The sequence below is a fragment of the Citrobacter sp. Ce006 genome (genome assembly GCF_030336535.1).
Classification (GTDB): Bacteria; Pseudomonadota; Gammaproteobacteria; order Enterobacterales; family Enterobacteriaceae; genus Citrobacter; species Citrobacter europaeus.
This window is the reverse complement of sequence record NZ_JAOWDO010000029.1, coordinates 97,840-118,368: the sequence shown is the minus strand read 5'-3', so window position 1 is coordinate 118,368 and position 20,529 is coordinate 97,840. Positions and strand designations below refer to the sequence as shown.

Here is a 20,529-nt window from a genome sequence, read left to right as displayed (position 1 = left end):
TTATCATCAGGAGGATCAGAAGAAATACTTTGCCCCGACACGAATCTGGTTTTGCTCACGATGATAGGGCTCAACATTGCGATCTAACCAGCGTAATTCCAGATAGGGCAGCCAGTGTTCATTAATACGATACTTAAAGGTATTAGTAATTTCCCAGTGATGATCTTTTCCATTGCTGCTATTGAAGTCATTGACGCGCATAAAATAGTGCGGTTCAAAGGTGTAGGAGAATTTATCGGTAATGGTAAAGTTCCAGTAGTTACCGATTTCATAGGTGTCATTATTATCCAGATCACCATTTAAATCGGTTGAACTGTAGTTATTATGGTTATATCGATTCCGCACGGTAAGATTAAACCACGGAGTAAATTTATAGTTAACATCCAGATAAACAGCTCCGCCTGAACCAATACTCTTATCGTTTATTAATCCTCCTGGCTGGATTGTTAATTTATCTGTCGGTTTAAATAATGGATACCAGCCCTCTATTTCGTTATAGCCGTGTTTTAACTCATCCTTGCGTTGCATAGTATAGGTGTTGGTGAGCATGATACCCGCGCCCATATCGGAGTTATAACCGACACGCAGCATGACTTCCATTTGGTCGGACGCCAGATTATATGCTTCGCGGTTTTCTACATAGACTCCAGCAAAAGCAGAGGTTGACACCACAGAGGATAGGAGAATTATTGTCGTTAATTTTTTCATGATAAATCCATTTTTTAAGCGTAGGGAGGCCGCCATCCATTGGGATGGAATAGGCGGCTATTATTTTTATACTTTTACAGCAGAGGTATTCTTTTTATTGGTAATAGGGTCCGGTTGGATGTTGTTTTTCTTCCGTTGGCTGATTTCCTCAATAATAAAAGCAAAACGTGTTTCGTTAAGTTTATAAAAGAAGCCCATCGTGAGTGCTGCAATAATCGCAAGACCGCAGGGCCAGAGAAAAATAAGCTGACGCAAACCGAGCAGGGTGGCATCGCTCTGGGCTATGTTAGGGATATAACCGATTTGCGTCAGCATGATGCCCGGCAGGAAGCCTGCGAGCGCAGCAGATATTTTGCGAGAAAAGGTATAACCCGTATACACCGAGCCTTCCGCGCGGATCCCTGTTTTCCATTCGCCATAATCGACCGTATCCGGAACCAGCGCCCAGTTCAGGCTGTTAACAAAAGCGGTTCCGAAGAAGGCTAAACAAGAAAAAATCACAAAATAAAAGGAGTTATAACCCCAAAAATAATTTAAAATATCGCCAGCGGCCCATAAAACCATACCTGCTAAATATACGCGTTTCTTGCCAAAACATTTCACGGTCCAGGGGACTAACAAAACACCAATAATTACGCACCCCATACTAAAAAAACCCATCCAGGATAATAGGTTAATGTCATTTAGTACATATTGGGTATAATAAACCTGAATAGCTAACTTGATATTAAATGCTGCTAGTGTACACAAATTTGCAATGCATAGAACTAATAGTGGTGGGTTATGAAAAATTGCACAGAATGATTTGATAATGCTTGTTTTATGTCCCGGTGAGCGGGGCTCAATGTAATATTCTTTGGTTCCTTTATAACATAACATAATAAAAACAAAACCAAAGACAGAGAAAGTTAAGGCTGCACAACCATAACCAATGGTAGTTGTAGAGAATAAAGATTGCAGTGGGATAAAAGCAACCGTACAGATTAATAATCCGATTGTTGCCCCACCCTGTCGAAAAGCTGCCAGTTGTGCGCGTTCATTTGGATTTTTTGTTATTGCTGGAATCATGGCACCATATGAACAGTTCATTAGGCTGTAAAACAGACCGAATAGCATAAATAGACCAGTGGCAATAGCAGTCTTAATTGGCAGGCTAAATGTTGTAGCAATAAACTGAACTGTCGCAATAATCGCGGATGGTACTGCTGCATACAGAATAAAAGGCCTGAATTTCCCCCTGCTTCCAATGCTTTTTTGAGAATCGAGAAGAAATCCGGTTAGCATATCTGTAAATGCAGTAAAGAATTTTGCTATAAGGAAAATAATCCCACCATAATATGCAGGCATTCCTAGCTCATCTGTGTAAAACTTGAGCAAATACAATGTACCAATGCTTAGCATTAGATTGGAGCCAATATCACCCGCGCCGTAAGCGAGTTTTTCTTTCAGGCTTAGTTTTAGCGTTAGCGGATCATGGTCAGGCATAACCACTCCTTATAACGCCCCGAAGGGCGTCATTAATTATTATTGTTAAGCAGTACGTTTACGTGCTTCTATTTCTTCAACGATACGGAAGTACATTTTCTCGTTGAGGTTGTAAAAACAGCCCATTGTAATCATGGCGAGCACCGCGAGCACACAAGGATATATGAAGATCAACTGACGTAATCCTTCAACAGTGCTGGCCGACTGCACCACGTTTGGAATGTAGCCAATTTGAGTAAGCATCCATCCAGGGAAAAATCCAGCCAGCGCTTGGGACATTTTTCGAAAGAAGGTGAGCCCGGTATAAACCGTCCCTTCGGAACGCACGCCAGTACGCCATTCACCATATTCCACTGTGTCCGAGACCAGCGCCCAGTTAAGGCTGTTAACAAATGCTGAGCCGAAGAATGCCAGACAGGAGAAGGCCACGAAACTCACCGAAGTGTCACCGAAGCCGTAGTTAAGCAGATCGCCCACGGCCCAAATTATTAGCCCGCCGATATAGACCTTTTTCTTACCAAAGCGGCGTACAGCAGCAGGCATCAAAAAGACGCCGATGAATATACAACCCATGCTGAAGAAGCCCATATAGGACAAAATAATCGGATCGTTTAGCACGTACTGGGTGTAGTAGACCTGAATCGCCAGTTTGACATTAAAGGCCGCAAGGGTGCAGAGGTTGGCAACGCACAAAATAAACAGTGGGCGATTACCCGCGATTGCACGGAAGGATTGCAAAATTCCTGCTTTTTGTGCGGAATCAGCCTGTTTGACCTCAACATAACGCTCTTTGACACCCGCATAGCAAAGCCACATAAATAGCAGCCCGCATAACGAGAAAAGAGCAGCCGTAACGCCATATTGCAGTTGTTGATTACCTTCAATCAAATTCATTACTGGTACAAAAGCAACGGTCCCAATGAGAAGGCCTAAGGTGGATCCACCCTGGCGCCAGGCTGCCAACGAGGCACGTTCATTTGGATTTTTGGTTATGGCTGGCACCATCGCGCCATAAGAGCAGTTCATCAGGCTGTAGCATAATCCATAAAGCATAAACAGCAGCGTTGCGACAACCGTTTTACCCGTAATTTCTAACGGTGTTCCTATAAAGTTGGCTGTAGCCAGTAGTGCTACTGGGAATGAGCCATACAGAACGAACGGGCGAAATTTACCTTTCGGTCCTATTTTTCGCCGTGAGTCGAGCACAATACCGGTACCCATATCGGTAAATGCGGTAAAGAATTTAGCGATTAAGAAAATAATCCCACCATAGGTTCCCGGAAGACCGAGGACATCTGTGTAGAATTTCAACAAATAGAGTGTGCCAATATCCAGCAGAATATTGGAACCCAGATCGCCTATGCCATAAGCTATTTTTTCTTTAAGTGGCAGGCGTAGCGTTGCTGGATCAGCAGAGGTCTGACTCATTATTATTCTCCATGTGCCCGCGAGTTTCCCCGCGGGCGAGCCGCATTAGATGTTGCGTAAGGTAGCAAACAGTGACGCCCATTCACTCTTCGCGCGATAAAACACCGGAGGCTTGCCAATAGGCGCATCCACGGTAATTTCTCCGCCCTGAGAAGTTTCCCCAGTCCAGACGTTTACCCAGCTATCCTCCGGCAGATACAGCGTCCAGTTTTGCTGACCTTGTTCGTGAACCGGCGCAACCAGCAAATCCTGCCCCAGCAGGTACTGATATTTCAGGGTATAGGTCCGCGCATCGTCTTCGTAATGCAGGAACAGCGGGCGCATCACCGGCAGACCAGTAGCGCTGTTTTGCGCGACCGCCTGTTTGAGATACGGTTTCAGGGTGGTAAAGACGGTGGTCATACGGGCAAAGTGGGCGATGGTTTCTGCATCACCATCAAACTGCCAGTTATCGCCAGGGCGGTTACCTTCGTGGGTGCGCATCATTGGCGTGAAGGCGCTAAAATCACACCAGCGCAGCAGTAGCTCTTTGCTGCGTTTCATGTCAAACAGGGTGGTGTAACCGCCGATATCGCTGTGGTGCAGACCGTGGCCGGTCATCGCCAGCGACAGCGCCGCAGGAACGACGGAAGCCAGACCATCGTCGAGGCTCCAGTCAACGTTCTGATCGCCTGCCCACATCATGGTGGAGAATTTCTGGCTGCCGGTGTAGCCCGCACGCATAAAGAACAGGATCTCGCCGAGTTTGCCGGTCTCCTGTAACGCTTCGTAGTTACATTTCGACCACAACGCGGGCCAGGCGTTATGCATAATTTCAGCGCTGACGCCGTTGTGCAGATACGTATCGGTCGGCAGGTATTCGCCAAAGTCGGCCATCCAACCGCCGCAGCCCAGTTCAATCATGTTCTTTTTGATGACTTCTTTGAACCAGGTGTAGGCTTCGGGGTTGGTCAGATCGACCACGCCGCCGTAAAATTCACCAAACTCAACCAGATAGTCAGCGCCAGAGGCGTCTTTCGCCAGATAGCCATGTGCAGCGGCTTCGGCACAGAGATCTTTATCGCTGGCGACGTACGGGTTGATGTAGGAGAGAAACTGCACGCCTTCTTCTTTCCACTGCTTAATACGGCTATCCAACTGCGGATAGTTGTCGCTGTTCCACTTCCAGTTCCACATCACGCGCTTGCCAAAAGAAGTCATGCGGATCCCGGACCAATCCTGCGCCCAGATGCCGTTTACTTTCACGCCTGCGTTACGCATAGTGTCCAGTTTGTTCTGGCAAATCTCAGTACCGCCCTGAATACCTAGCGTGACGCCATCGTAGATCCAGTCCGGTAGCTCTGGCTGGCGTCCTAGCAGTGCAGTCAGTTTTTCCAGCAAAGAGATATAGGTGTCTGCGCATTCAAAGCGAAGAGTGGTTTTATCCTCCCACAATGCCAGTTCGTGGTACTCCGGCGCGCTGAAGTCGAAATTCATATAGCAGCTGTTATCCACGTGGCAGTAGTATTTCTGCGTACTGACAAAGGTCGGCTGCGGGAAGAAGGTCCAGTAGTAGTCACCGCCGGCATTTTCTTTACAGTCTGCCTGCCAGGTGACATAGCTGTTTTTGTTACGGCCCACGCCCTGTTCGCTGGTCCACAGTGGAAATGGCTTTCCGCGCAAATCGAAGTAAGAGAATTGTTCGCCGCAGCCGTAAATATGATCGTCCGCCCTGGCGGCCAGGCGCAGCCAGATACGGTTATGGCTGAGATCCTCGTTGTGCAGATCCAGCTTCAGGCGTCCCTGTTCATCGGTGGAGATGTGCAGCGTGGCGTTGATGGTATTACCGCGGCTGAAATCTACCCGCCAGCCTTCAGGCGACTCGCTTACCGTGGCGTCGGTCAGAGCAATCTTCTCATTGAGCTTGTCTTTAATGCTGAAGTTGCCGCGAAACATGTCAATGTCGGCAACGCCAGCGCCGATCCACAGGCAGGGGAGTTCTGTGCTGTGACGCAAAATCAGGCGCTGGTGGTATGTCAGCGTAAAACCATCAATATTCTTTTCTATCAGGACTGAGGATAAATGCTTACTTTGCGTGCTCATAAAATATTCTCCATGAAATTGAGGAACGCGAGCATACTGATTGTTTATGATTTGCTATTATTCATTAGCCTTAAATAGTTATGCGCTACCCTTGAAGTAGCGCCTGAACAAGAAAAGCTTTTATTATTTGCTAGCATCCACTTTACGAATCTCAGCGATTTTTTTACCTAAAAGTATTTGTAATGCCGCCAACAGTGCAAATGGTGGTAGAAGAGCAGTGATTGCTGAAATACCCAATGCACCTTTTATTAACATTGCCCCCGAAGCGATTAATAACAAAAAGACTAAAACACGGAATACTTTTACCGAAATACGCTTATGTACATATTGCCCGACTAAGGAACCGAGTATCATGGTAGGAATACAGAAAATAACCAGTTTAAATGTTGATACTGTTAATATTCCACTGGTTGCTAGACCGCCGACAACTGCAATGTTGTTTGCCGTAAAGAACGCATTTAGCGTACCGCGAAAAGCGGCTGGGCCCAGGTTACGCAGCATTCCATACATTACAACTGGTGGTCCATTTGTGGAAAAGGCCGCTCCTAGTGCACCAGCTATTGCCCCTAACGGCGCAGCTATCCAACGTCTGTCATAGATGGGGAGGCGGGGAATAAACATACTGTAGAATGAGTAGAGAATAAGAAAACCACCCAATCCTATTTTCATGATGTGATCAGGCAGATATGACAGTGCATATAAACCTACCGGAATGCCAAGAAAAGAGAAACCGATAAGAACGGCAGCCGATCGCCAGTCCGTTTCTTTACGAGATAACCACGTGGCATAAATGGCGGTCGCTGTTCCGACAATAACAGAAAGTGGAGTTGCCATTTTTACAGGAAGCATCAGGGTGATGAGCGGCATGGTTGTCAATCCACCACCAAAGCCAGCACATATTCCTACAAATGTATAAAGAAACATTAAGGCGATAACAGTATATATAACATTTGGCTCCAACATCACGCCATCAGGTGTAAATAAATTAAAGAAATCCATTATAATTCCTTCATTATCAAATTCTAAAATATTACCTTGGCTGTTTTAAGTCATGGTAATGGGTATCCTGCACAAATAAACACTTGCACTATATGCATTCACCGCGAATATTAAAAAATAATGTATGCTGCTGTTTTGGTTTAAGTAATAGTAAGTCGATCCCAGAGTTAAAGGCATCCGGTGGACAACTCATCGGTTCGATAGCCAACCCCCGGCGATTCAACTTTTCGCCACTATAGACCTGAAGCCACGGTTGATCGGAACACAAACTAACAGCAAGCTGCTGTTGTTCGTTAATAATTTTCGTCTCCCACCGCTCGCCGCAAGTTTTGAAAGTATGATCAATCCGTTTATCACCGATTTTCTGTTGGATGGAATAATCCAAATTCAGCTCATCGACGTGAAGTAACGTTGTTGAGTTAGACTGTGTATCGGAAGCAAAAACCTCATTTGCAGGAAGTTGCAGCGTACAGTCATCAACAGGTGCTAAATCGCAAGTTAAGTAAGGGTGAACACCGACGCCATAAGGTGCTGGTTTATCGCCGATATTTTGGCTAATTATTTCAACGGACAGCCCCGTTGTAGCGTCCAGTGAGTAAATAACCTGCGAAATCAATGCGAATGGGTAGCCATAACTTGGCGGTAAAAATATGGAGAACGAAGCTTTTGCGGCTGTTAATTCACTAACTTGCCAGTCTCTCCATGCAAGTAAGCCGTGAATAGCGGCGTTAGAGCCATGTTCATTAATCGGCAGCAGATACTCATGCCCATCATGCTGATAGATGCCATTGGCAATACGATTTGGCCAAGGGATTAATACCTTACCCAGATGAGCAAGAGGCATCTCTTCTGGTTTATGAGGTATAACCAGATGCTTGCCCTGCCAGGTTAATTCGGCAAGACCGGCACCAACTGAAACTATTTGCGCCCGGTAATCACCTGCAGCGAGTAATATCGTATTCCCACCACTATGCATACATATCACCTTAATATTAGATATCCTTACTAAACAACGGCATATGCAACATTCATTTGCTGATATGCCGTCTTTACCAGGCTTATTTATTTTGCATTGATATCTAACAAACCTGCTGCTACGGCTGGTGCCAGCCCTGGAGCGAGCGGGATGCGTGGGATTACCAGACAGTGCAGAAGATGGTATATATCCTGCTTACCGTCCCAGACTTTAGTGGTCACCTTGTTGTCAGCATCCAATTCTTGCCACCATGAACCATTTTCATAGTCCATCAGGTATTTAATGCAGTAATCCCACCATGTCTGATACCAGGTTTCATATTGACGATCCCCTGTTACGGTATAGAGGGCATAGGCTGTCCCCATCGCTTCGACAATTGGCCAGCGTACACGCTCACGTACAACGGGTTTCCCTTCCCAGTCAACGGTATACACAATGCCGTCAGCTCCATCTGGAGCCCATGCATCACGTACTGTCGCGTGGAACAAACCTTTAGCGTCTTCCAGCAGCCATGCTGGGGGTTGTTCGCATCTGGCTTCCAGCGCTGCGTGGATATGCAGCATTAAACGACCCCATTCGATCCAATGACCTGGAGTACCGCCAAATGCACGGAAACGGTGTGCTGGATTTTCTTTGTTATAGTCGCGGATAGGATTCCATTGAGTATCAAAGTGTTCATTAACACGGTAATGATTGTTTCTGGCCACATCATGAATGATGACTGATGCGATTCTGATAGCGCGATCCAGCCATTTTTTGTCATGGGTAACATCATAAACGATCAGGAAAGCCTCAACAGCGTGCATGTTGGCGTTACCGCCACGGTAATCTTCCGTCTGGCTGAAGGCCTCGTCCCAGGACTCAAGGCACATCTGCTCTTCTTCACTCCAAAAATATTTCTCAATCACTTCTATGGTGTAATCCAGCAATTTCCTGGCTTCAGGATGCCCGGTTGTTACTGCGCTGGCTGCGCCCAGCAGTGCAAAAAAGTGTTGATACCCTTGCTTGGAGGCATCCATCACGCCTTCGTCATTTACGCATGCATACCAACCACCGTATTTTTTATCTAGCAATGCGCCATTCATAGCCTTGATGCCGTGATCGACCAGGTCATATGCCCCAGGTCTGCCCATGGCTGCAGCTACAGAGTAAACGTGTAACATACGGGCAGTAATCCACAGATGAGTCCCCATCTCTTCTTTAATTTGCCCCTTGTTACCCAGCCAGCCAAATCCAGTAGGAACAGCAGCATTTTTACCAAAATTAAAGATGCGGTCTGTTTCCTGCTCCAGCCAACGGTTGTGGCTCAATGTGTTAAACCATTTCATTCTTTGATCCTCGTATTAGCGGCGACGGGCCATCATTTCATCGACAATGTCACCTAAACGTTGCAATTTAGGCGCGGAAACATCACGCAGCATCAGTTCGGTATCTGGCAGGCCAACAACCGATGACCAGACCGCACGTCCGGCCAGGAAGCCAGATGCGCCTGCGGTCATTGCTACGCTGACTGCGCGCGGGAACAGTTTTTCATCCACACCAGAGGAGAGAATGACCCACGGCATGTTGATGTTTTCATTCAGGCGCTGAGAGGCGCTTAGTAGTTCTTGTTGAGTACCTTTGCCGTACAGCGGCATTTCGACCTTGTAGAGATCGGCACCGCTATCACCCAGTTCTTTTGCGGCATCGATAATGGCCTGTTCGCGATCGAACTTATCGCCACGACGCGGTGGGCGAACAACCGGCTCGATGATGCTAAGCAGGCCATTGGAATGGCATAGCTCATTGAATTCTTTCACCATATCAAGACGCTGCTGAGCATCTTCATCGCTACGCCACAGCACCAGCAGTTTGAGAGCCTTAGCACCATCTTGCTTCACGGCTTGCGGGTTGATTTTTTTATCAATCACCACGCTATCGACCGGAATACCGTTACCCGGAATGAACTCATCAGCGGCCACAATCATGGCGCAGCTTTTGGCGACCGCGTTTTGCTCTACAACCTGGCGGTAGCAGAACTGCTGGTCGACCAAAATGGCGGAGGCATAGGGGGACAGGATCTTTGCCGCATTGACCTTGAAATCGGTCAGCACGCTGTCATTGACCGGGGATTTTGCACCCGCTGCGGCAAACATTAAGCGCATGGCTTCGCGCTGATCGACCGCCAGCATGGCAAAACCGCCAGAAGCTCGGGTGATATCTTTCAGGGTGTACTTCGTCATTGTTCAGTCCTTACTTATCTGTGTGTTTATTTAGCCCGGCGGATGCGCGAACCTGTTCGAGAATTGCCGTCCAGTCTTCCCGGCCACGGCCAGCGGCGCGTGCCTGGTTATAGACTTCGCGGGAGGCGGCGCCGAGCGGCATCGGCACATGCAGTTGGTTGGCAACGTCCAGGGCGATGCCAAGATCCTTGTGAGCTAAATCGATCATAAAGGCCGGGGAAAGATCGCCTTTCAGCACTTTGTTTGGCCAGGAGGTGGTGAAGTGACCTTTTCCGGCAGGCGTTCCGCTCATCACTTTTAAGGCCACATCGAAGGAGAGGCCGAGCGCTTCGCACAGCACGGCGGCTTCAGCAGACAGGGCATTTAGCGCAATACTCATGTAGTTGTTGATGAGCTTCACGCGGATCCCCATGCCGGGACCCCCTGCATTGATCAATTCATTACCCATCGCCATCAGAACTGATGTGGCGTGTTCTACCTGCTGTGCCGTTCCACCTGCCAGCAGCAACAGCGTTCCCGCGATAGCGTGATCGGAGGTGCGTCCAACCGGGCAATCCATCATGTCGAAACCTTTGGCACGCATATCGGCGATCAACTTGTCGGTTTGCAGTGGGTGAATAGTCGACATATCAATCACTAACGCCTGCGGGGAGAGGCTTTCGCAGATACCCTGCTCCCCGAACAGTACGCTACGCACCAGATCGCCGTTTGGCAGCATGGTGATGACAAATTCTGCCCCCTTTGCCGCCTGGGCCGGGTTGTTGGCAGGCTGTGCTCCTTTTTCCACCAGGCGCTGAACGGCATCCGGGTTAACGTCAAAGACGCTGAGTTGATGACCCTGCTTCAGCAAGTTGCTCGCCATGGGTGAACCCATCTGACCTAATCCGATAAATGCTATAACTGCCATAACGTTCTCCTGAGACGTGGATGTCATTTTTTGTCATTTAAGGTCGTTTGTTTTTGTCTGTTTTTGATCGTATTTGTAATTTATGGTCAAAAAATTGACAGCCGTCACTTTTTAAACATTTTGTGAAATTAAAATGATCCCATCTTGAAACGCCTAAGGAATGACCATGATTCGTATTGCTTGTGTAGGTATTGCCGTGATGGATCGCATCTATTACGTGGAAGGTTTACCGACTGAAGGAGGTAAGTATGTGGCGAAGCGTTATACGGAAGTGGGCGGTGGGCCTGCTGCAACGGCTGCAGTGGCTGCAGCGAAGCTGGGCGCACAGGTGGACTTTATTGGCCGTGTGGGCGATGACGACACCGGAAATAGCCTGCTGGCGGAGCTGGAATCCCTGGGGGTAAACACCCGCTACACCCGGCGCTACGTGGGGGCAAAGTCTTCGCAATCGGCGATTATGGTTGATGCGCAAGGTGAACGGATTATCGTTAACTATCCCAGCCCGGATTTACTGCCGGAAGCTGATTGGCTCAATGAGATCGATTTTTCCCAGTGGGATGTGGTGTTGGCGGATGTTCGCTGGCACGAAGGGGCCAGGCAGGCGTTCACGCTGGCGCGTCAGGCGGGAGTGATGACGGTTTTGGATGGCGATGTAACGCCACAGGGTATTAGTGAACTGGTGGCGTTAAGCGATCATGCTGCATTCTCTGAACCTGGTCTGGCGCGTTTAACCGGAATAAGCGATCCTGTCGCTGGACTGAAACAAGCACAAACGCTCACAAATGGTCATGTCTATGTGACACGAGGGAGCGAAGGCTGTGACTGGATAAAAAATAATACGTTGCAGCATCAATCTGGATTTAAAGTCGACGTCGTTGACACAACGGGGGCGGGGGATGTTTTCCACGGTGCGCTCGCATTCAGCCTGGCTGACGGCGATGCTCCGGAAGGGGCTGTCAGGTTCGCCAGCGGGGTTGCTGCGCTAAAATGTACACGTCCGGGAGGAAGAGCCGGAATCCCTGACTGTGATCAAACCCGATCTTTTCTGTCACTTTTTGTATAAAATGCCAGGGCAATGGTTTTTCGAGGAAATTTCATGAGTCTTACCGAACTGACCGGTAACCCGCGACACGATCAACTGCTGATGCTGATTAGCGAGCGCGGTTATATGAACATCGACGAGCTCGCCAGCCTGCTGGACGTGTCCACGCAAACCGTGCGTCGTGATATTCGTAAACTCAGCGAGCAGGGATTAATTACCCGTCATCATGGTGGCGCGGGTAGAGCTTCCAGCGTGGTGAATACGGCGTTTGAGCAGCGTGAAGTCTCCTGGACGGAAGAGAAAAAAGCCATCGCGGAAGCGGTGGCTGATTACATTCCTGATGGGTCAACGGTGTTTATTACCATTGGCACCACCGTTGAGCAGGTGGCGCGCGCACTGTTAAACCATAATCATTTGCGTATTATCACCAACAGCCTGCGTGTGGCGCACATTCTGTATAACAACCCACGTTTTGAAGTCATGGTGCCGGGGGGAACGTTACGTCCGCATAACAGTGGCATCATTGGCCCTTCTGCCTCGGCATTTGTCGCTGATTTTCGGGCCGACTACCTGGTTACCAGCGTTGGCGCGATTGAAAGTGATGGCGCGCTACTGGAGTTTGATGTCAATGAAGCCAGCGTAGTGAAAACGATGATGTCCCATTCAAGACACATTCTGCTGGCTGCGGATCATACGAAATATACGGCTTCTGCCGCGGTAGAAATTGGTAACGTGTCTCAGGTGACCGCGTTGTTTACCGATGAATACCCAGGTCCCTCATTGCATAATTTACTCCAGTCACAGCAGGTGGAAATTGTGCAAGTGAGTCCTTCACAGGACGATGCTCTGGCCGTGTAATTCTCTCCAGTGATGGCTCGATAAGTTCGTAGTCATCACTCTCACATAGTCAAACTTCTCCTTTCCCGCTACAGTTATTCATCCACGGCGAATAAGGAGAAGGGCATGCTCTATATCTTTGATTTGGGTAATGTGATTGTCGATATCGACTTCAATCGCGTGTTAGGCACATGGAGCGATTTGAGCCGTGTACCGCTGGCCTCGTTAAAGCAAAGTTTCACCATGGGGGAGGCTTTTCACCAGCACGAGCGAGGTGAAATAACGGATGAAGCTTTTGCGGAGGCGCTATGCCATGACATGGCGTTGCCGCTCAGTTACGAGCAGTTCTCTCACGGTTGGCAGGCCGTTTTTGTCGCCTTGCGCCCTGAGGTTATCGACATCATGCATAAGCTGCGTGAGCAGGGGCATCGGGTGGTCGTCTTGTCGAATACTAACCGTTTGCACACGACGTTTTGGCCAGATGAATACCCTGAGATCCGTCAGGCTGCTGACCATATTTATCTTTCCCAGGACCTGGGCATGCGTAAACCGGAAGCGCGGATTTACCAGCACGTCCTGCAGTCTGAAGGTTTTTCTGCGCAAGATGCGATCTTTTTTGACGACAACGCCGATAATATTGAAGGGGCCAATCGGTTAGGGATTACCAGTATCCAGGTCGTCGATAAAACGACCATTCCTGACTATTTCGCGAAGTTGTTATGCTAAAAAATGTTCAGCAACAAGCCAGGCACCATACGCGTCCTGTACGGGCCTGGCTGAAGCTACTATGGCAGCGGATTGATGAAGACAACATGACGACGCTGGCAGGGAATCTTGCCTACGTTTCATTGCTCTCATTAGTGCCGCTTATTGCCGTTGTGTTTGCTCTTTTCGCCGCCTTTCCGATGTTTTCTGACGTTAGTGTCCAGCTGCGGCATTTTATTTTCGCAAACTTTATCCCAGCGACGGGTGACGTTATCCAGCGTTATATCGAACAGTTTGTCGCCAACTCGAACAAAATGACCGCCGTTGGAGCATGTGGGCTGATTGTTACGGCGTTATTATTGATGTATGCCATTGATAATGCGCTGAATACTATCTGGCGCAGTAAACGCACTCGCCCTAAAGTTTACTCTTTCGCCGTTTACTGGATGATTTTAACGCTGGGGCCGCTGCTGGCGGGGGCCAGTCTGGCGATCAGCTCTTATCTATTGTCATTGCGTTGGGCCAGCGATCTCAACACGGTGATTGATAACGTTCTGCGTATTTTCCCGCTGGTGCTTTCCTGGCTCTCGTTCTGGCTGCTTTACAGCATTGTACCGACAACCCGTGTACCCAATCGTGATGCGGTTATTGGCGCTTTTGTGGCCGCCGTGTTGTTCGAAGCCGGAAAGAAAGGATTTGCGCTCTACATCACGATGTTCCCGTCGTATCAGCTCATTTACGGTGTCCTGGCGGTGATCCCCATTTTATTTGTCTGGGTATACTGGACGTGGTGTATCGTCTTGCTAGGCGCGGAAATAACTGTCACTCTCGGGGAATACCGCAAACTTAAACAAGCCGCAGAACAAGAAGAAGCAGAGCAACCATGATTGCATTAATTCAGCGCGTAACCCGTGCCAGCGTCACCGTGGAGGGCGAGGTGACGGGTGAAATTGGCCCAGGACTTTTAGTCCTGTTAGGTGTCGAAAGGGATGATGACGAACAAAAAGCGAACCGCCTGTGCGAACGCGTACTCGGCTATCGAATCTTTAGCGATGCCGAAGGCAAAATGAACCTGAATGTGCAGCAGTCAGGCGGCAGCGTGCTGGTGGTCTCGCAATTTACGTTGGCGGCAGATACTGAGCGCGGCATGCGTCCGGGCTTTTCAAAAGGCGCAGCGCCCGAGCGGGCAGAAGCCCTGTATGAGTACTTTGTTGAGCGTTGCCGCCAACAGGAAATGAATACGCAAACCGGTCGTTTCGCTGCGGATATGCAGGTTTCACTGGTTAATGATGGTCCCGTGACGTTCTGGTTACAAGTATGAACCAGCTACCGGTGTGGCCGCGGGCAACAAGAGAGAATACGACTATGTATCACCTTCGAGTACCGCAAACAGAAGAAGAATTGGAGCGTTACTACCAGTTTCGCTGGGAGATGCTGCGTAAACCCTTGCACCAGCCCAAAGGCTCCGAACGGGATGCCTGGGATGCGATGGCGCATCACCAGATGGTGGTGGACGAAGAGGGGAATCTGGTCGCGGTTGGGCGTTTGTATATCAATGCGGATAACGAAGCCTCGATACGCTTTATGGCCGTAGACCCCTCCGTACAGGAGAAAGGGTTGGGCACGCTGATGGCGATGACCCTGGAGTCTGTGGCGCGTCAGGAAGGGGTAAAGCGCGTAACCTGTAGCGCCCGTGAAGATGCGGTCGAATTTTTCGCCAAACTTGGGTTTGTGAGCCAGGGAGAAATCACCACGCCGCAAACCACACCGGTGCGCCACTTTTTGATGATTAAGCCCATCGCGACGCTGGACGATATTCTCCATCGCGGCGACTGGTGCGGACAGTTACAGCAAGCCTGGTACGAACATATTCCCTTGAGTGAGAAAATGGGCGTGCGCATTCAGCAGTACACCGGGCAGAAATTTATTACCACGATGCCCGAGACCGGTAATCAGAACCCGCACCATACGCTGTTTGCCGGAAGCCTGTTTTCACTGGCGACGTTAACGGGCTGGGGGCTTATCTGGCTAATGTTGCGCGAGCGCCATCTGGGCGGGACCATAATCCTCGCGGACGCGCATATCCGATACAGCAGGCCGATCACCGGGAAGCCTACCGCCATCGCCGACCTGGGCTCGCTGAGCGGTGACCTGGACCGTCTGGCAAGAGGCCGCAAGGCGCGCGTTCAGATGCAGGTCGGGGTATTTGGCGATGACACGCCGGGCGTTGTGTTTGAAGGCACCTACATTGTGCTACCCGCAAAACCGTTTGGCGCATATGAAGAGGGCGGGAACGAGGAAGAGTAGGCCTTCTAGCTGAAATGCAATATTGGGTTCATTTGCTGATGTAAAATGCGGATTATGAAAATGCCATAATCCGCATTTTGATAAAAAATCGCATGCTGTCGATGATTGTATTGACGGGTACCTTCCTTAATCGCAGAACAGTTGTGTCCCATCAAAGCGTTTTTCTCTAACAGTAAAAAAAGCTGTTCCATCTCAGTCGTGTATTTATCCGCCTGCTGATAACCGAATTTTCTCCAGGTGTATTCATAGATAGATTCAAAGTCTTCGACTGCCTGATTAGAGAGTTTATACATTCAGACTGCGCTTTTTCCTGTGCGCGACCTCCTGTAGAGTCAGGTCGCTTGTGCCGCTGTGTATCCCATCCTCCAGCGCGTCGCGTAATGCGTTGTTTCGCAATTCTTGTTCTTCCAGTAAACGTAATGCTGAACGGACAACTTCGCTGGTGGAACCATAGCGCCCACTTTCAATCATTTCGTTAATAAAACGATCGAGATGCTCGCCAATCGTAATGCTGGTAGTTCTGGGCATAGGTTTGTCCTTTGTGTTATCTATTCACACAAGATAGCACCCGTGGACGAAAACATGAACAACCTTACTGACCTAGCCGCCAGGCCACATCCCGCATAATGCTTCGTGCTGCCTGACTCACCCCAGCCAACTGGAAAAATCCGTGGATAACGCCGAGATAGCGTTGGCAAGTGCACTCCACGCCCTGCTCCTGGAACCGTTGATACAGGGCCTCGCCTTCATCTCGCAGTGGGTCGAATTCAGCTGTAATGATGTGCGTGGGCGGCAAACCGTTGAAGTCTTCGCGCCAGAGTGGGCTGACTTCGGGATGCAGTGGATCGGTTTGCGGCATATACATCTCGTAGCCCGACAGCAGCGTGTCGCGGGTGATAATGTAATCCTGTCCATTATGGTCATAGCTCGCAAACCTGACGGTTGCGTCCAGCATCGGGTAGATCAACATAAGCTGCGCAGGTTGCCATTGTCCGCTAGCTTTCAGGCGTAGTGCGGTGACCAGCGCCAGATGCCCGCCCGCGCTGTCACCGGCAAGCGTAATGTTGCTGCGGTCGACTCCCAGTTTCTGGGCATACTTCCAGATAATATTAGCCCCCGATTCAGCATCGTTATGTGCTGCCGGGAAGGTGTGCTCTGGCGCGAGGCGATATTGCACCGCAATCACCCGACAGCCGCTGTACCAGGCGAGCTGCCTTAGCTGATTATCATGCGTGGCGAATCCACCGCTGACAAAGCAGCCGCCGTGATAATAGATAACGCAGGGGAGATTTCCTGTGCTGCCCCGCGGCGAAACAACGCGAAACGTCATGGCATCGAGTTCAATATCTTCAACCTGTACGCGTGTTTCAGTTTCTCCTGCCAGTGCAGTGCTGGCGATGTAGCCTGCTCTCCGGTCATCAATATTCTGCTCGCGTGAAGAAGGGCGTCCCGCCGCGATAAATGCCTCAACAAGCTGTGCAATCCCGTTTTCCAGTGCCATTTATTATTCTCCTTATCTGTATATATATACAGTTTTATAACCTGGATACTCACGAATGAAAATGGGAAAAAAGGGGGCGGGTATGATTCTGGAAAGCGGCTCGCAAAAATAAAAATCGTTCGCGTGAAGGCTACTTTCCCACTTTTCTCAGGTGTATGTTGTGTGGAAATTAATCGCTGATGATATACTGGAGGTATATGTGAGTATGATGGCTGGGATGGATATGGGCAGAATTTTACTCGATTTATCAGATGAGGTGATTAAACGTCTTGATGATCTCAAGGTTCAGCGCAACCTGCCGCGAGCAGAACTCTTGCGGGAGGCCGTTGAACAGTATCTTGAGAGGCAGGATCAGGCTGAAACAACAATTTCACGTGCTCTTGGGCTGTGGCAAGGCTGTGAGGAAGATGGTGTTGAATACCAGCGTAAACTCCGTGAGGAATGGTAATGGTCAAAGGATCAGCTCTTTTTGATACCAACATCCTCATCGATCTGTTTAGCGGGAGAAATGAAGCAAAACTGGCGATAGAAACATGGCCGCCGCAGAATGCAATCAGCCTCATTACATGGATGGAGGTGATGGTGGGCGCAAAAAAATACCATCAGGAAGCCCTTACTCGCGTTGCGCTAGGCGCTTTTAACGTGATCGACATTTCACAGGATATTGCTGAACGAAGCGTGAGTATCAGACAGGAGCATGGGATGAAATTGCCGGATGCCATTATTTTGGCCACTGCGCAGATTCATCGTCTTACATTGGTTACGCGTAATACCAAGGATTTTGCAGGCATATCAGGCGTGGTCACGCCGTATGCGTTATAACCCGGGCGACCTACGCCGCCCGGTGGTACGGAGAACTTACTCCCCTTCACCCGGGAATAAGAACGGGTTGATGGAGCTGCGGGCGAAGCCCTCTTGCTCCATGTGAGCGTCCAGCATCAGTGAAGCGAGATCGTCAGCTACTGCCTCAACTTTCGGGTCTTTTTCCTGATAGAGAATCTTCAGGTAAGTCCCGCAGTCGCCGCAGCTTTCAGCTTTAATCGCTGCCTGTTCGTTATCCAGCGACCAGTAGTTCAAATCACGGCTCTGTTCGCAGTTGCTGCACTTCACGCGCACCACGTGCCACTCGGTTTCACACAGGTTGCAGTGCAGATAGCGCAGCCCCTGAGTGGTACCGATTTGCACCATGCTGGAGACCGGCATTGAACCACACACCGGGCAGTACTGACGCTGTTCACCGTATTCCGCACGGGCTTTGCCGGGGATCAGGCTTGCCATCTGCGCCCAGTAGAGCGACAGGGCAGCCCAAATGAACGGCGCTTTGTCGCTGCTGACGGAGGCGAAATCAGAGGCAAACAGCGCGCTGGCCATCAGCTCCAGTTCCTGCTCTGAGGCTTTTTCCAGATTCTCGATCACGGCTAGTGCAGGGCCGCTCATCTCCGGCTTCAGCTCAGCAATTAACGATTGCAGCAGTTTTTGCCAGTGCTTGTCGCGTGGCAGGACGTGAATGTCCAGCGGCGGTTTGCCCTGATCGTTCGCTTCTTTGATGCGAGCGGTCAGATCTATCTGCAGCGGATGGTCGTACAACACCACTTCCTGCGCGTGTGCGATCAGCGCGGCAAAGCGCAGATAATCGCCAAGCGGGTTGTTCTCGGCCAGCTCGCGCAGACGCTCAGCGCGGCGGTTATACAAATTTTTGAGTCTGGGGAATAATAACGGCGGAATCATATCCGCCGTGCGTTTCTCGCTCTTCTCCAGCTCATCTTGCGGGATTATGCGAATACTCATTCAGATGACTTTTCCTGTTTCTGGCGGACTTCACGGTACCAGCGCGGGTGATGTTTCTTCGCCCATGAGCTGGTAACCCATCCTTCCACCATCGCGGTAATGGTGCCTTTCACCCAAAGGGCGGCGTAAATGTGCACCATGATAACCACAATTAACGCTACTGCGGCAAATGAATGCAGCATTAACGCGAATCGGATCACCGGGATTGAGAAAGCAGGCGCAAAATACGGACGCCAGATGACCACTCCGCTCACCAGCAACAGGACCAGGAAGATAATCGCCGCCCAGAATACGCATTTCTGGCCGAAGTTATAACGTCCCGTGTCACCTACTTCCTCGTTGACGACAATCTTACGAATATTCTTCGCCCAAAAGATATCATCCCGATTGATTAGATTGTGGTGCCAGTAACGGAAAAACATGATGATAAACGAGGCAAACATGATCACGCCGACAAACGGGTGCACAATTCGCGCCAGTTGCGGAGTGCCCATGATGTGCATCAGCCAGTTAAAAGATGGGAAGAGAAAGCCCATCCCGCTCACTGCCGCCAGAATGAAGCAGAAGGCGGTTACCCAGTGGTTGATGCGTTCCGGCGCCGTGTAGCGCACGATGGTGTCACGTCGTTTCATTTGCGCACCTCGTCTTTTTCTTCATGCAGATTGTCTTCTTCCTCTTCCGCACGGTTCGGGCCTACGCCGACGTAGTGGAAGATACTGGCCGCAAATGTCGCTGCAAAGCCGACGGCTGCGAGAGGTTTCCAGATGCCTTTCCAGAATTTCACGGTGGCGCTGATTTCCGGGTTCTCCGGCAGACCGTGGTACAGATTCGGCTTGTCGGCATGGTGCAATACGTACATTACGTGCGTACCGCCAACGCCTGCCGGATCGTACAGACCCGCGTTTTCGTAACCACGCGTTTTCAGCTCCGCTACGCGCTCGCCGGCCAGCGTTTTCATCGACTCTTTGGTGCCGAAATGAATGGCGCCGGTTGGGCAGGTTTTCACGCAGGCCGGTTCTTGCCCGACCACCACGCGGTCAACGCACAGCGTACATTTGTAGACGCGGTTGTCTTCCGGGTTGAGGCGCGGTACGTCGAACGGACAGCCCGCGATACAGTAGCCACAGCCGATGCACTGCTCGGACTGGAAGTCGACGATCCCGTTGGCATACTGAATGATTGCGCCTTCAGCCGGACACGCCTTCAGGCAGCCCGGATCGGCACAGTGCATACAGCCATCCTTGCGGATAAGCCATTCCAGTTTGTCGTTTTGTTCCACTTCTGAGAAGCGCATTACCGTCCAGGATTTAGCGGTCAAATCAGCCGGGTTGTCGTACACCCCAACGTTGTTACCCACTTCATCACGGATGTCGTTCCATTCAGAACACGCCACCTGACACGCTTTACAGCCGATACAGGTGGTGACGTCGATAAGCTTCGCCACCTCTTCCTGATGGTCCCGCGCCTGAGGCGCGGGGGTGAAACCGTTAGTGGCGGAACGACGAATGATGTCTTGCGATTGATAAGCCATAGGTCGTCTCC

At 50.0% G+C, this 20,529-nt stretch carries 23 protein-coding genes; 8 read left to right on the top strand and 15 right to left on the bottom strand.

The features are described 5' to 3' along the window. Window positions 1-15: 15 nt before the first annotated feature. The 9 genes from ompL to yihU form a co-directional block, all read right to left on the bottom strand. Window positions 16-708 (bottom strand): porin OmpL, encoded by a 693-nt coding sequence (ompL, locus tag OGV94_RS00675; protein WP_043018875.1) that lies wholly within the window; start codon window positions 706-708, stop codon window positions 16-18. Between the two features lie 66 nt (window positions 709-774). Next, window positions 775-2,193 carry an MFS transporter gene (locus tag OGV94_RS00670; RefSeq protein WP_047407515.1) on the bottom strand — a complete coding sequence of 473 codons (1,419 nt, stop codon included), beginning with the start codon at window positions 2,191-2,193 and terminating at the stop codon, window positions 775-777. 45 nt (window positions 2,194-2,238) lie between these two features. Beyond that, complete coding sequence (locus OGV94_RS00665) at window positions 2,239-3,621, bottom strand: MFS transporter (protein ID WP_047407512.1); 1,383 nt, start codon at window positions 3,619-3,621, stop codon at window positions 2,239-2,241. Window positions 3,622-3,666: 45 nt separating this feature from the next. Further along, window positions 3,667-5,703 (bottom strand): alpha-glucosidase, encoded by a 2,037-nt coding sequence (locus OGV94_RS00660; protein ID WP_286517641.1) that lies wholly within the window; start codon window positions 5,701-5,703, stop codon window positions 3,667-3,669. 123 nt (window positions 5,704-5,826) lie between these two features. Next, entirely contained in the window at window positions 5,827-6,702 is an 876-nt protein-coding gene (locus OGV94_RS00655; protein ID WP_047407506.1) for a sulfite exporter TauE/SafE family protein, read from the bottom strand. An 88-nt stretch (window positions 6,703-6,790) separates the two neighbouring features. Next, window positions 6,791-7,678 (bottom strand): aldose-1-epimerase, encoded by an 888-nt coding sequence (locus OGV94_RS00650; protein ID WP_072033902.1) that lies wholly within the window; start codon window positions 7,676-7,678, stop codon window positions 6,791-6,793. 86 nt (window positions 7,679-7,764) lie between these two features. After that, the gene (gene yihS, locus OGV94_RS00645) at window positions 7,765-9,006 is read right to left on the bottom strand and encodes a sulfoquinovose isomerase (protein WP_047407502.1); all 1,242 of its coding nucleotides are present in this window, start codon (window positions 9,004-9,006) and stop codon (window positions 7,765-7,767) included. 15 nt (window positions 9,007-9,021) lie between these two features. Then, a complete protein-coding gene (gene yihT / locus OGV94_RS00640; RefSeq protein WP_023217875.1) occupies window positions 9,022-9,900 on the bottom strand; it encodes a sulfofructosephosphate aldolase in 879 nt (292 codons plus the stop codon). A gap of 10 nt (window positions 9,901-9,910) precedes the next feature. Further along, window positions 9,911-10,807, bottom strand: a complete 897-nt coding sequence (gene yihU / locus OGV94_RS00635; RefSeq protein WP_075145418.1) for a sulfolactaldehyde 3-reductase — start codon at window positions 10,805-10,807, stop codon at window positions 9,911-9,913. Between the two features lie 166 nt (window positions 10,808-10,973). Between yihU and OGV94_RS00630 the strand changes: the two genes are divergently transcribed. From OGV94_RS00630 to fabY, 6 genes are all read left to right on the top strand, one after another. Continuing rightward, window positions 10,974-11,870, top strand: coding sequence for a sugar kinase (locus OGV94_RS00630; protein WP_181634182.1), 897 nt, complete (start codon window positions 10,974-10,976; stop codon window positions 11,868-11,870). Between the two features lie 33 nt (window positions 11,871-11,903). Then, the gene (locus OGV94_RS00625) at window positions 11,904-12,707 is read left to right on the top strand and encodes a DeoR/GlpR family DNA-binding transcription regulator (protein WP_075145417.1); all 804 of its coding nucleotides are present in this window, start codon (window positions 11,904-11,906) and stop codon (window positions 12,705-12,707) included. 105 nt (window positions 12,708-12,812) lie between these two features. Then, window positions 12,813-13,412, top strand: a complete 600-nt coding sequence (gene yihX, locus OGV94_RS00620; RefSeq protein ID WP_043018883.1) for a glucose-1-phosphatase — start codon at window positions 12,813-12,815, stop codon at window positions 13,410-13,412. Beyond that, the gene (locus OGV94_RS00615; RefSeq protein WP_043018884.1) at window positions 13,406-14,278 is read left to right on the top strand and encodes a virulence factor BrkB family protein; all 873 of its coding nucleotides are present in this window, start codon (window positions 13,406-13,408) and stop codon (window positions 14,276-14,278) included. Before yihX ends, OGV94_RS00615 begins: the two co-directional genes overlap by 7 nt. Next, window positions 14,275-14,712, top strand: coding sequence for a D-aminoacyl-tRNA deacylase (dtd, locus tag OGV94_RS00610; RefSeq protein ID WP_003028671.1), 438 nt, complete (start codon window positions 14,275-14,277; stop codon window positions 14,710-14,712). The genes OGV94_RS00615 and dtd overlap by 4 nt, the downstream gene beginning before the upstream one ends. Before the next feature lie 44 nt (window positions 14,713-14,756). After that, the gene (gene fabY, locus OGV94_RS00605) at window positions 14,757-15,698 is read left to right on the top strand and encodes a fatty acid biosynthesis protein FabY (protein WP_003825286.1); all 942 of its coding nucleotides are present in this window, start codon (window positions 14,757-14,759) and stop codon (window positions 15,696-15,698) included. 5 nt (window positions 15,699-15,703) lie between these two features. On the opposite strand, the gene OGV94_RS00600 is transcribed toward fabY, so the two are convergent. The 3 genes from OGV94_RS00600 to OGV94_RS00590 all read right to left on the bottom strand — a co-directional run bounded on the left by OGV94_RS00600 (window position 15,704) and on the right by OGV94_RS00590 (window position 17,199). Then, entirely contained in the window at window positions 15,704-15,991 is a 288-nt protein-coding gene (locus tag OGV94_RS00600; RefSeq protein WP_003825284.1) for a type II toxin-antitoxin system RelE/ParE family toxin, read from the bottom strand. Continuing rightward, a complete protein-coding gene (locus OGV94_RS00595; protein ID WP_003825282.1) occupies window positions 15,984-16,226 on the bottom strand; it encodes a type II toxin-antitoxin system ParD family antitoxin in 243 nt (80 codons plus the stop codon). The genes OGV94_RS00600 and OGV94_RS00595 overlap by 8 nt, the downstream gene beginning before the upstream one ends. Window positions 16,227-16,290: 64 nt before the next feature. Continuing rightward, entirely contained in the window at window positions 16,291-17,199 is a 909-nt protein-coding gene (locus OGV94_RS00590) for an alpha/beta hydrolase (protein WP_080625903.1), read from the bottom strand. A gap of 205 nt (window positions 17,200-17,404) precedes the next feature. Here OGV94_RS00590 and OGV94_RS00585 point away from each other — a divergent pair, with 205 nt between their 5' ends. Further along, window positions 17,405-17,647, top strand: coding sequence for a ribbon-helix-helix domain-containing protein (locus OGV94_RS00585; protein WP_043018956.1), 243 nt, complete (start codon window positions 17,405-17,407; stop codon window positions 17,645-17,647). Then, window positions 17,647-18,021, top strand: coding sequence for a type II toxin-antitoxin system VapC family toxin (locus OGV94_RS00580; protein ID WP_213733664.1), 375 nt, complete (start codon window positions 17,647-17,649; stop codon window positions 18,019-18,021). The genes OGV94_RS00585 and OGV94_RS00580 overlap by 1 nt, the downstream gene beginning before the upstream one ends. Before the next feature lie 36 nt (window positions 18,022-18,057). Here the strand turns inward: OGV94_RS00580 and fdhE are convergent, their stop codons facing one another. Genes fdhE through fdoH form a run of 3 tightly spaced genes read right to left on the bottom strand, consistent with a single transcriptional unit; the run spans window position 18,058 to window position 20,518 of the window. Beyond that, on the bottom strand, window positions 18,058-18,987 hold the full coding sequence (gene fdhE, locus OGV94_RS00575; RefSeq protein ID WP_043018887.1) for a formate dehydrogenase accessory protein FdhE: 930 nt from the start codon (window positions 18,985-18,987) through the stop codon (window positions 18,058-18,060). Next, window positions 18,984-19,619, bottom strand: coding sequence for a formate dehydrogenase cytochrome b556 subunit (fdoI, locus tag OGV94_RS00570; RefSeq protein ID WP_061066955.1), 636 nt, complete (start codon window positions 19,617-19,619; stop codon window positions 18,984-18,986). Before fdoI ends, fdhE begins: the two co-directional genes overlap by 4 nt. Beyond that, window positions 19,616-20,518 carry a formate dehydrogenase O subunit beta gene (gene fdoH / locus OGV94_RS00565; RefSeq protein WP_003028691.1) on the bottom strand — a complete coding sequence of 301 codons (903 nt, stop codon included), beginning with the start codon at window positions 20,516-20,518 and terminating at the stop codon, window positions 19,616-19,618. The genes fdoI and fdoH overlap by 4 nt, the downstream gene beginning before the upstream one ends. Window positions 20,519-20,529: the final 11 nt, after the last annotated feature.